The sequence below is a fragment of the Streptomyces sp. DSM 106670 genome (genome assembly GCF_055792845.1).
The window spans coordinates 6,693,727-6,705,562 of the sequence record NZ_CM147704.1 but is presented as its reverse complement, the minus strand read 5'-3'; the positions used below and the strand labels follow the sequence as shown (position 1 = coordinate 6,705,562).

Genomic DNA, 11,836 nt, shown 5'->3' with positions numbered 1-11,836 from the left:
TCCTGCCCTTGGCGGGCGGTCCCTGAGGACCGCCCCGGCCGGGGCCGCAGCGATGAGACCCCGGCTTCCTCCAACATGTGAACTCTAAGCTGACCGTTTGGGGGTGCCTCCCGTCAAGACCTGAGCGGGCAGGGGCTCACGTGCGCGCAAACGGCCCGGTGCCCCGGCGGAGGATTCCTCCGCCGGGGCACCGGGCCGTGTCCGTAAGGTGATCTGCTACTTCAGGGCGCCCGCCGTCAGACCGGAGACGACCTGGCGCTGGAAGATGATGTACGCGGCCAGCACGGGCAGCATCGCGATCACCAGACCGGCGAAGAGGCCGGAGTAGTCGCCCTTGTAGCCCTGGCTGGAGGCCAGCTCCACCAGGCCCTGGGCCAGCACCCGCTTCTCCGGGTCGGTGTTGAGCACCGTCGGCAGCATGTACTGGTTCCACTGCCCCAGGAAGTTGAAGATGCCGACGCTGATCAGGCCGGGCTTGGCCATCGGCAGCATGACCTGGAAGAACGTACGGGTGTGCGAGGCCCCGTCGATGATCGACGCCTCCGCCACCGAGGTCGGCAGCGTACGGAAGAACGAGGTCAGGAAGAACACGGTGAACGGCAGCGAGTACGCGATGTACACCAGGATCAGGCCGTGGATCGTGTTCAGCAGCCCCATGTTGTCCATGACGTAGAACAGCGGGACCAGCGCCAGCATGATCGGGAAGCTCATGCCGCCGACGAACAAGAAGTAAATGAAGCGGTTGCCCGGGAACTCGAAGCGGGCGAGCACATAGGCGGCCATCGACCCGAGGACCAGGGTCCCGACGAGCGAACCGCCCACCACCAGGATGGTGTTCAGGAAGTACTCGCTCATATGGGCCTGGCTCCAGGCCCGGCCCCAGCTGTCGAAGTTCAGCGAACTCGGCAGCGACCACGGAGTGTTGAAGATGTCCGAGTCGGTCTTGAACGAGGACATCACCGCCCAGAACAGCGGCAGGACGACCATGATCGCCCACAGGATCAGCATCCCGTGCGAGAAGACGTTGAGGACCTGGCCCTCGCTGCTCTTCGCGGGGGCCGACGAGCCCTTGGAGACCGTCCCGGCGCGCTGGGCCGGGACCTTGGCCGCCTCGGCGTCGGACGGGGATCCGGAGGGCCCGGAGGGAGGGGTGTCAGTGGTCTTCATCAGAACTCCAGCCGCTCGCGCCGGCCCACCCGCATGACGATGGCGGCGAACGCCAGGGTCACGATGAGCAGGGCGACACCGATCGTGGTCGCGTAGCCCGCCTGTCCGTCACGGAACGCCGCCTGGTAGACGTACAGCGGCAGGACGGTGGTCGAGTAGTCGGGCCCGCCGGGGCCGACGCTCATGATGTGGACGATGGCGAAGCCCTCGGCGCCGAGCGCCAGGATGCCCATGTAGACCCAGCCGGACTGGACCGTGTCCCACAGCAGGGGCAGCGTGATCCGGAAGAAGGTCGTGAAGCGGCTCGCCCCGTCCAGCAGGGCGGCTTCGTAGAAGTCCTTGGGGATGGAGGCCATGCCCGCGGAGAAGAGCACCACGAAGAAGCCGGTCGTGCACCAGACGAGGACCGCCATGATGCACCACAGGGCCAGCTTCGGATCGCCCAGCCAGTCCGGTACGTCGCTGATCCCCACGGCCTTGAGCGTGCCGTTGATCATGCCCTGGGCCGGGTCGAAGGCGAACTGGAACAGGATGGCCACGATCGCGATCGAGAGCACCTGCGGGAAGAAGTAGGCGATCTTGTAGAAGCCCGAGCCCCGGACGCCCGCGATGGCGGCGCCCTTGCGGCGCCGGCCACCCACGTTGAGCATGAAGGCGAAGAAGAGCGCGAGGCCCAGCGTCACCAGCGGCAGCAGCACCGCCAGCAGCACACTGTGCTGCAGCGATTTCCAGAAGATGTCGTCGTCGAGCATCTTGGTGTAGTTGTCGAACCCGACCATCTTGAAGTCGGGGCTCAGACCCGTCCAGTCCGTGAACGAGTAGTAGATGGACTGGATGAAGGGCCAGATGACGAAGATGACGTACAACGCCATCGGGACCACCAAGAACCCGACTATGAACCGGTATTTACCGTGTTGCATCGTTACCGACTCCGACCTTCCCGTGCTGCCCGCCGCTGGTGACGCGTGGTCACTGGTGCTTGAAGTGCTTGATGGACTGGTCCTTGGCGGTCGCGTCGGCGAAGGCCTGGATCTTCTTGATGGTCTCGGCCGGCTTGGCGCGGCCGGCCATCATCTCGCCGAGCGCGGCGACACCGATCTGCTCCTTCTGGAGCTTCACGTACCAGTCCTGCAGGCGCGGGTTGACCACGTTGGTACCGGCCTTCTGCAGCGCCGCGACACCGGACTTCAGGCCGTCGGAGAGCTCGATGCCGTCCGTGCCGCCGTTGAAGGCGGAGAGCGACTTGGTGCTCGTGGTGAAGGACTTGGAGGAGGCCTCGCTGAGCATGATGCGCAGCTGCTCCATGCCGCCCTCGGGGTTCTTCGCCTTGCTCGGGACGATGAACGGCTCGCCGCCGGACGCCCAGAGGGTGCCGAAGGGCATCTTGTCCGAGGAGTCGAGGCTGGAGGGAGCGCCCACGGACAGCTTGAAGTCCTTGGGGATGATCGCCGCTTCCTCGTTCTCGACCCAGGAGCCGTTCGGGATGAACAGCGCCTTGCCGCGGGCCCAGGCGCCCTGGGAACCGCGGTGGTCCAGGCCCGGGGTGCCCTTGAGGATGTAGTCCTTGGCGACGAGCTCGTAGTACGCCTCGAAGGCCGCCTTGACCGCGGGGTGCTCCCAGGCCTTCGGCTCCAGGTTGTCGATCGCGTCGAGGACCTCGACACCGCCGATCTTGGCGATGAAGGGGTACAGCGAGAAGGGGAGGTAGTAGGGGTGCTTGCCGGGGTAGGTCCAGCCGGCGATGCCCTCCTTCTTCGCCTTCGCGCAGAGCGCGAGCATGTCGTCCCAGGTCTCCGGGTACGTGGCGTCGAGCTTCTCCAGCGCGGTCTGCGAGTACCAGACGCCGTAGACCGTGTACGCGTAGTACATGATCCAGACCGGGTCGCCGTCGAACTGGCCCATCTCGATGATGCCCGGCCGCAGGGTGTCGCGGACCTTCTTGGCGGGGTCGTCGATGGAGGGGGCGTCGAGCAGCGGGGTCAGGTCGGTGAGCTGCTTCTTGCCGACCAGGACGCCCATGTCCATCTGCTGGGCACCGGAGTTGTCGATCAGGTCCGGCGGGGTGCCACCGTTGAACCGCGGCTGAAGAACCGACTGGATCTTCTGCGTCGCGGAGAACTTGACCTTCGCCTCGGGGTAGGTCTTCTCGTAGACGGCCTTGGCGTCCTCGGCGTACTTGGTGCCGAAGCCACCGTCGAAGATGACGATCTCCAGCGGCGCGCTGCCGTTGACGGCCAGCGGGTTCTTCTCGGTCTTTTCGCCCTTTTCGACCTTGTTGTCGCTGCCGCTGTCGCCGCTCGCGCAGGCGGACAGGAAGCTCATCGTCGGAACAGCGATCAGGCCGAGTGCGGCAGAACGCTTGATCAGATCGCGACGGCCAAGGCCCTCATTGTTGTGGGCGGAGGTGGATCCCATGCTCAAGTCCTCGCCTTCTCCAGGACTCAGGCGGTGTACCGGTCACCCGTAGAAAATTCGCCTCAGGCGAAGGGCCCCGCCACCGCGGTCAGTTGCGCTTGGGTCGTGCAGATATGCAGATGTACCGGACAGGGCCGGTGCAGTGGGGATGCGGGGAGACCGTACAGCGAGGACACCCCTGGCGTCCTCGCGACCGTCTCTGTTTCCCCCGTGCGCACGTCCGCGCGAAGCGGCCGTGCGGATGCCGACAGGTATAGTCCACTTGTCGCCAACTGAGCAAGATCGAATGCAGGTTTGGGCGGCAGTCTTTCCCGAGTTGAGACCTCACGGATACCTCGGCGCCGCGCCCCCTCCTCCCGCGGCGGCTATTTCCCCATTCCGGCCGATTCGCCGACGACCCCTGCGGCAACACCCTTGACACGTCCTGTCACTTGGATCCCTACTGGACCTTGCATCCCGCTATGACAACGTTGTCCATGCATTTTCCCGGGGAGGAACGGCTCGGCATGCAGCCACCACGCGGCCTCAACCACGGCTCCGACAAGGCCCCTCACGCGGTCCCCCGCCCGGCCCCGCGCCGGAGACGGACCCCCACAGCAGCCGCCCTGGCGGCATCCCTCGCCCTGGTGGTGATCGCCCCCGCGGTCGCCACCGCCCAGCCCGCGTCGCCGGACCGGAAGCCCTCCGGCGAGCGGACGTTCACCACCTCCTTCGAGGCGGACGAGAAGCAGCCGGACTGGCGCAACACCGTCGAGGAGGGCCCCGACGGCAAGCCCCGCTCCTCCGGCGTCGACGGAGGCTTCTCCTCCGGCATACCGGGCAATGTCACCGACCGGGTCACGGAGCTCCGCGCGAGCGCCGAGAACACCGCGGGCGGCGAGGTCAAGGAGAACCTCGTCGACGTCGAACCGGGCTCCAAGTGGCTGACGTTCGCGAAGACCGGCTGGGTCGAGTTCGATCTGGACGAACCGGTCAAGGTCGTGACGTACGCGCTCACTTCGGCCAACGACCACGCCGAACGCGACCCGAAGGACTGGACGCTCAAGGGCTCGGCGGACGGCAAGGAGTGGACCGACCTCGACACCCGCAGCGGCGAGACCTTCGCCAAGCGGCACGAGACGAAGAGCTACGACTTCGCGGGCGACACCGCGTACCAGCACTTCCGGCTGGAGATCACGGCGAACGGCGGCGCGGACGCGCTCCAGCTCGCCGACGTTCAGTTCTCGAACGGTGACACCTCCGCGCCGGTGCCCGACGAGATGCGCAGCCAGCCCGACCGCGGCCCCTCCGGTTCCCCCACCGCGAAGTCGGGCGCGGGATTCACCGGAAAGAAGGCACTGCGGTACGCGGGTACGCACACGCCCGACGGACGCGCCTACTCGTACAACAAGATCTTCGACGTGAACACGGCCGTCACCAAGGACACCGAGCTGTCCTACCTCGTCTACCCGCAGATGGGCGAGACGGACCTGAACTACCCGGCCACGCACGTCGCGGTGGACCTCGCCTTCACCGACGGCACGTACCTGAGCCAGCTGAAGGCCACCGACAGCCACGGCGGACTGCTGACCCCGCAGGGCCAGGCGGACGCCAAGCGCCTCTACGTCAACCAGTGGAACAAGGTCGCCGCCCGCCTCGGCACGGTCGCCGCGGGCAAGACGGTCGACCGGATCCTGGTGGCGTACGACTCCCCCAAGGGCCCGGCGAAGTTCCAGGGCTGGATCGACGACATCACGATCGCCCCGAAGAAGCCCGAGAAGCGCAAGGCGCATCTGTCGGACTACGCGCTGACCACCCGCGGCACCAACTCCAGCGGCGGCTTCTCGCGCGGCAACAACATTCCGGCCACGGCGGTCCCGCACGGCTTCAACTTCTGGACGCCGGTGACCAACGCCGGTTCGCTGAGCTGGCTGTACGACTACCACCGGGGCAACAACGAGGACAACCTCCCCACGCTCCAGGCCTTCGGCGCCAGCCATGAGCCGAGCCCGTGGATGGGCGACCGGCAGACCTTCCAGGTGATGCCGTCGGCCGCGTCCGGCACCCCGGACGCCTCCCGGACGGCCCGCGCGCTGCCGTTCCGGCACGAGAACGAGACCGCGACACCGCACTACTACGGCGTCACGTTCGAGAACGGCCTCAAGGCCGAGATGACGCCGACCGACCACGCGGCCCGGATGCGGTTCACCTATCCGGGCAAGGACGCCAGCCTGGTCTTCGACAACGTCTCGAACGACGGCGGCATCACGCTGGACCCGAAGAACCGCTCGTTCTCCGGCTACACGGACGTCAAGAGCGGCCTGTCCACCGGCGCGACCCGGATGTTCGTGTACGGCGTCTTCGACGCGCCGGTCACCGACAGCGGCAAGCTGAAGGGCGGCGGTGGCGACGACGTCACCGGGTTCTTCCGCTTCGACGCGGGCAAGGACCGCACGGTCAACCTGCGGCTGGCCACCTCGCTGATCGGCGTCGACCAGGCGAAGCAGAACCTGGCCATGGAGATCCCGGAGTCCACGTCCTTCCAGAAGGTGCAGCGCAAGGCGCAGAGCGCCTGGGACGACGTCCTGGGCACGGTCGAGGTCGAGGGCGCCGACGCCGACCAGCTGACCACGCTCTACTCCAGCCTCTACCGGCTCTACCTCTACCCGAACTCCGGCCACGAGAAGGTGAAGGGCAAGAACAAGTACGCCAGCCCCTTCTCCAAGGCGACCGGTGAGAACACCCCGACGCAGACCGGCGCGAAGATCGTCGACGGCGAGGTGTACGTCAACAACGGCTTCTGGGACACTTACCGCACGACCTGGCCCGCCTACTCCTTCTTCTCCCCGAAGAAGGCCGGCGAGCTGGTGGACGGGTTCGTCCAGCACTACAAGGACGGCGGCTGGACCTCGCGCTGGTCCTCCCCGGGCTACGCGGACCTGATGACCGGCACCAGCTCGGACGTGGCGTTCGCCGACGCGTACGTCAAGGGCGTGAAGTTCGACGCCGAGGCGGCCTACGACGCGGCGCTCAAGAACGCCACCGTGGCCCCGCCGTCCTCGGGCGTCGGCCGCAAGGGCCTGGAGACCTCCGTCTTCAAGGGGTACGCGAACACCGCCACCCACGAGGGCCTGTCCTGGTCGCTGGAGGGTTACGTCAACGACTACGGCATCGCCCGCATGGGCCAGGAGCTGTACAAGAAGACGAAGAAGGCGCGGTACAAGGAAGAGTCCGAGTACTTCATGAACCGGGCGCAGAAGTACGTCAAGCTCTTCGACGACAAGGCCGGGTTCTTCCAGGGCAAGAAGCCGAACGGCGACTGGCGCCTGCCCTCGGACGAGTACGACCCGCGCGTCTGGGGCTACGACTACACCGAGACCAACGGCTGGGGCTACGCCTTCACCGCCCCGCAGGACAGCCGGGGCCTGGCCAACCTGTACGGCGGCCGCGCGGGTCTGGGCAAGAAGCTGGACACGTACTTCTCGACGCCGGAGACGGCGGGCCCGGAGTTCGTCGGCAGCTACGGCGGGGTCATCCACGAGATGACCGAGGCGCGGGACGTGCGGATGGGCCAGTACGGCCACAGCAACCAGGTCGCCCACCACGCCACGTACATGTACAACGCGGCCTCGCAGCCGTACAAGACGCAGGAGAAGGTCCGCGAGGTGCTGGGCCGGCTGTACATCGGCAGCGAGATCGGGCAGGGCATCCACGGCGACGAGGACAACGGCGAGCAGTCGGCGTGGTTCCTCTTCTCCTCGCTCGGCTTCTACCCGCTGGTGATGGGCAGCGGGGAGTACGCGATCGGCTCGCCGCTCTTCAAGAAGGTCACCGTCCGCATGGACAACGGCCGCAAGCTGGTCGTGAAGGCGCCTAAGAACAGCGACAAGAACATCTACGTGCAGGGCGTGAAGGTCAACGGCAAGAAGTGGACCTCCACCGCGCTCCCGCACGACGTGCTGGCCAAGGGCGGCACGCTGGAGTTCGACATGGGCCCGAAGCCGTCGGCCTGGGGCACGGGCAAGGACGCGGCCCCGGTCTCGGTGCAGAAGGACGACAAGGTCCCGACGCCCAAGGGCGACGCGCTGAAGGGTGACGGCGCGCTGTTCGACGACACCTCGGCCACCTCGGCGACGGTGGAGTCGGTGGAGCTTCCGATCGACGGCTCGGCCTCGGCCACGAAGGGCGTCCAGTACACGCTGACCTCGGCGGCGGCGGACAAGGCCCCGAAGGGCTGGACGCTCCAGGGTTCGACGGACGGCGAGAAGTGGACGGACATCGACCGCCGCTCCGGCCAGTCGTTCGCCTGGGACAAGCAGACCCGGGTGTTCTCGGTGGCGAAGCCCGGCTCGTACACGAAGTACCGGCTGGTGCTGACGGGTTCGGCGACGCTCGCGGAGGTGGAGCTGCTCTCCTGATCCGTACGCGGTGAGCGCGGGCGGCCGGCACCCCGGAGGACGGGGTGCCGGCCGTCGGCGTGTCAGGGGTGACGGTCGTGGCTCAGCCGCCCTGGAGGCTCTCGGGCAGGGCGAGGTTCAGGGCGACGACGACCGGCCGGCCGTGTTCGGTGCCGAGCCGGGAGACGGCGCCGGTGGCGAGCTGGAAGAGCCGCCCCTCGGCCGGGGTCAGGCCGAGGTAGCGGGCGGTGAGGACGCGCAGGAAGTGCGAGTGGGCGACGAGCGCGATGTCCTCCTCGTCCGCGACCTCCTCGGCGGCCGACCGGACACCCGCGAGCACCTGGTCGGCCCGCTGCCCGATCTGGGCGGGGCTCTCGCCGGGGTGCTCGGCGGAACCGGGGTCGACGCCGTCGGTCCACAGGTTCCAGAAGGGCCGGGTGCGGCGGATCTCCCGGGTGGTGACGCCCTCGTACCCGCCGTAGTCCCACTCCCGCAGCTCGGGGGTGACCCGGGGGTCGGCGAGCCCGGCCAGCTCGGCGGTGCGGCGGGCCCGGATCATCGGGCTGACGAGCGTGAGCCCGATGTGCCGGTCGGCCAGCAGCGGGACGAGCGCGCGGGCCTGGCGCTCGCCGACGTCGGTGAGGGGGAGGTCGGTGTAGCTCGTGTGCTGTCCGGAGCGGGACCACTCGGTCTCGCCGTGCCGGATGAGGATCAGCTCGCCCATGGGGTCCGTTCGCTTTCTGTACCGATGGTGCCGGTGGTGTCGGTGGTGCCGGGTGCGGCGGGTGGGGACCGCGGGTCCGGGTCCCCGGCCCACGATCGCACCCGGGAGCGGCGGGGTGCCGGAGGCACGTACGGGAGGAGTTCGGGGAGTCCGGAGAGTTCGGGGCGCCGGACGACGACGTCGCCCCCGGCGCGACCGCCCGGATCGAGGCCCAGGGCCTCGGCGAGGTGCCGGCGGGCACGAAGTGCCGGATCGACCGGGTCGAGCGCGAGGCGATGACCGGCTGACCCGAGGGATCGGCACGGCGCTCTACGGCGCTCTACGGCGGAAGGGCCGCACCCCGGGAAGCCCCGGGGTGCGGCCCTTCTTCACTCGGCCGCCGGATCGACTAGCTGCGGATCAGGCTGCGGAGCACGTACTGCAGGATGCCGCCGTTGCGGTAGTAGTCCGCCTCGCCGGGGGTGTCGATGCGGACGACCGCGTCGAACTCCACACCGGTGTCGGTGGTGACCTTGACCGTACGGGGGGTGGTGCCGTTGTTCAGCTCGGTGACGCCGGTGAAGGAGAAGGCCTCCTCGCCGGTGAGACCGAGGGTCTCGGCGGTCTGGCCCTCGGGGAACTGGAGCGGGAGGACGCCCATGCCGATGAGGTTCGAGCGGTGGATGCGCTCGTAGGACTCGGCGATGACGGCCTTGACGCCCAGGAGCGCGGTGCCCTTGGCGGCCCAGTCGCGGGACGAGCCGGAGCCGTACTCCTTGCCCGCGAGGATCGCGAGAGGGGTGCCGGCGGCCTGGTAGTTCTGCGAGGCGTCGTAGATGAACGACACCGGGCCGTCAGCCTGGGTGAAGTCGCGGGTGTAGCCGCCCTCGGTGCCCGGCGCGATCTGGTTGCGCAGGCGGATGTTGGCGAACGTGCCGCGGATCATGACCTCGTGGTTACCACGGCGCGAGCCGTAGGAGTTGAAGTCACGGCGCTCGATGCCGTGCTCGCTGAGGTACTTGCCGGCCGGGGTGTCGGCCTTGATGGCGCCGGCCGGGGAGATGTGGTCGGTGGTGACCGAGTCGCCGAGCTTGGCGAGCACCCGGGCGCCGGTGATGTCCTCGACCGGGGTCGTCTCCATCGTCATGCCCTCGAAGTACGGGGGCTTGCGCACGTAGGTGGACTCGGAGTCCCACTCGAAGGTGTTGCCGGTCGGGATCGGCAGCGCCTGCCACTGGGCGTCGCCCGCGAAGACGTCCTGGTAGGACTTGTTGAACATGTCCTCGCCGATGGCGTTCGCCACGACGTCGTTGACCTCGGCCTCGGAGGGCCAGATGTCGGTCAGGTAGACCGGCTTGCCGTCCTGGTCGACGCCGAGGGCGTCCTTGGTGATGTCGACCTTCATCGAACCGGCGATGGCGTACGCGACGACCAGCGGCGGGGACGCCAGGTAGTTCATCTTGACGTCGGGGTTGATCCGGCCCTCGAAGTTACGGTTGCCGGAGAGCACCGAGGTGACCGCGAGGTCGTTCTCGTTGACCGCCTTGGAGACCTCCTCCGGCAGCGGGCCGGAGTTGCCGATGCAGGTGGTGCAGCCGTAGCCGACGAGGTTGAAGCCGACCTTGTCGAGGTACGGGGTCAGGCCCGCCTTGTCGAAGTAGTCGGTGACGACCTTCGAGCCCGGGGCGAGGGTGGTCTTGACCCACGGCTTGCGGGTCAGGCCCTTCTCGACGGCCTTCTTCGCCACGAGCGCGGCGGCGACCATGACGTAGGGGTTCGAGGTGTTGGTGCAGGAGGTGATCGCGGCGACGGTGACGGCGCCGTGGTCGATCTCGTACGTCGAGCCGTCGGGGGCCGTGACCGTGGTCGGCTTCGACGGGACACCGTTGGAGGTGGCCGGGGAGTCGGAGGCCGGGAAGGACTCCTTGCCCGCCTCCTCGTCGTCGGAGACGTAGTTGCGGACGTCCCTCGCGAACTGCTCCTTGGCGTTCGCGAGGACGATGCGGTCCTGCGGGCGCTTCGGGCCGGCGATGGAGGGGACGACCGTGGCGAGGTCGAGCTCCAGCTTCTCAGAGAAGTCCGGCTCGGCCTTCGGGTCCAGCCAGAGGCCCTGCTCCTTGGCGTACGCCTCGACGAGGGCGACCTGCTGCTCGTCGCGGCCGGTCAGACGCAGGTACTTCAGCGTCTCGCCGTCGATCGGGAAGATCGCGGCGGTGGAGCCGAACTCCGGCGACATGTTGCCGATGGTGGCGCGGTTGGCCAGCGAGGTGGCGGCGACGCCCTCACCGTAGAACTCGACGAACTTGCCGACGACGCCGTGCTTGCGGAGCATCTCGGTGATGGTCAGCACGAGGTCGGTGGCGGTGGTGCCGGCCGGGAGCTCGCCGGTCAGCTTGAAGCCGACGACGCGCGGGATGAGCATGGAGACCGGCTGGCCGAGCATCGCGGCCTCGGCCTCGATGCCGCCGACGCCCCAGCCCAGCACACCGAGGCCGTTGACCATGGTGGTGTGCGAGTCGGTGCCGACGAGGGTGTCGGGGTAGGCCTGGCCGTTGCGGACCATGACCGTGCGCGCCAGGTGCTCGATGTTCACCTGGTGGACGATGCCGGTGCCCGGGGGGACGACCTTGAACTCGTCGAAGGCGGTCTGGCCCCAGCGCAGGAACTGGTAGCGCTCCTTGTTGCGGCCGTACTCCAGCTCGACGTTCTGGCCGAAGGCGTCCTTCGTGCCGAACTTGTCGGCGATGACGGAGTGGTCGATGACCAGCTCGGCCGGGGCCAGCGGGTTGATCTTCGCCGGGTCGCCGCCCAGCTCCTTGACGGCCTCACGCATGGTGGCGAGGTCCACGACACACGGCACGCCGGTGAAGTCCTGCATGATCACGCGGGCCGGCGTGAACTGGATCTCCTGGCTGGGCTGCGCCTGGGAGTCCCAGCCGCCGATGGCCCGGATGTGGTCGGCGGTGATGTTCGCGCCGTCCTCGGTGCGGAGCAGGTTCTCCAGCAGGACCTTCAGGCTGTACGGGAGGCGCGCGGAGCCCTCTACCTTGTCCAGCTTGAAGATCTCGTACGACTCGTCGCCCACGCGCAGCGTGCTGCGGGCGTCGAAGCTGTTCGCCGACACGACAGTCTCCTTCTTCAATGTGCGCGTCTACCGCGCCGCGCCTCATTGGCA

6 protein-coding genes are annotated in these 11,836 nt (G+C 68.0%); 1 reads left to right on the top strand and 5 read right to left on the bottom strand.

Translation table 11 applies throughout. From position 1 onward, the window contains the following. Nucleotides 1-216 precede the first annotated feature (216 nt). Genes ACSMXR_RS29675 through ngcE form a run of 3 tightly spaced genes read right to left on the bottom strand, consistent with a single transcriptional unit; the run spans nucleotide 217 to nucleotide 3,582 of the window. Nucleotides 217-1,167: a carbohydrate ABC transporter permease gene (locus ACSMXR_RS29675; RefSeq protein ID WP_218524369.1), complete on the bottom strand. Its 951-nt coding sequence runs from the start codon at nucleotides 1,165-1,167 to the stop codon at nucleotides 217-219. Continuing rightward, complete coding sequence (locus tag ACSMXR_RS29670; protein ID WP_137230497.1) at nucleotides 1,167-2,087, bottom strand: carbohydrate ABC transporter permease; 921 nt, start codon at nucleotides 2,085-2,087, stop codon at nucleotides 1,167-1,169. The genes ACSMXR_RS29675 and ACSMXR_RS29670 overlap by 1 nt, the downstream gene beginning before the upstream one ends. Before the next feature lie 49 nt (nucleotides 2,088-2,136). Further along, nucleotides 2,137-3,582, bottom strand: coding sequence for an N-acetylglucosamine/diacetylchitobiose ABC transporter substrate-binding protein (gene ngcE, locus ACSMXR_RS29665; protein WP_137230495.1), 1,446 nt, complete (start codon nucleotides 3,580-3,582; stop codon nucleotides 2,137-2,139). A gap of 506 nt (nucleotides 3,583-4,088) precedes the next feature. Here ngcE and ACSMXR_RS29660 point away from each other — a divergent pair. Next, nucleotides 4,089-7,979 carry a GH92 family glycosyl hydrolase gene (locus ACSMXR_RS29660; protein WP_473172459.1) on the top strand — a complete coding sequence of 1,297 codons (3,891 nt, stop codon included), beginning with the start codon at nucleotides 4,089-4,091 and terminating at the stop codon, nucleotides 7,977-7,979. Nucleotides 7,980-8,061: 82 nt separating this feature from the next. Here the strand turns inward: ACSMXR_RS29660 and ACSMXR_RS29655 are convergent, their stop codons facing one another. Together ACSMXR_RS29655 and acnA are read right to left on the bottom strand one after the other, a co-directional pair. Then, nucleotides 8,062-8,682, bottom strand: a complete 621-nt coding sequence (locus tag ACSMXR_RS29655) for a histidine phosphatase family protein (protein WP_137230491.1) — start codon at nucleotides 8,680-8,682, stop codon at nucleotides 8,062-8,064. A 388-nt stretch (nucleotides 8,683-9,070) separates the two neighbouring features. Further along, nucleotides 9,071-11,785, bottom strand: a complete 2,715-nt coding sequence (acnA, locus tag ACSMXR_RS29650) for an aconitate hydratase AcnA (protein ID WP_473170289.1) — start codon at nucleotides 11,783-11,785, stop codon at nucleotides 9,071-9,073. Nucleotides 11,786-11,836 lie beyond the last annotated feature (51 nt).

Coding starts and splice junctions, on each gene's coding strand:
- ACSMXR_RS29660 (WP_473172459.1), top strand. CDS start 4,089: ATGCAGCCACCACGCGGCCTCAACCACGGCTCCGACAAGGCCCCTCAC.
- ACSMXR_RS29675 (WP_218524369.1), bottom strand. CDS start 1,167: ATGAAGACCACTGACACCCCTCCCTCCGGGCCCTCCGGATCCCCGTCC.
- ACSMXR_RS29670 (WP_137230497.1), bottom strand. CDS start 2,087: ATGCAACACGGTAAATACCGGTTCATAGTCGGGTTCTTGGTGGTCCCG.
- ACSMXR_RS29655 (WP_137230491.1), bottom strand. CDS start 8,682: ATGGGCGAGCTGATCCTCATCCGGCACGGCGAGACCGAGTGGTCCCGC.
- ngcE (WP_137230495.1), bottom strand. CDS start 3,582: ATGGGATCCACCTCCGCCCACAACAATGAGGGCCTTGGCCGTCGCGAT.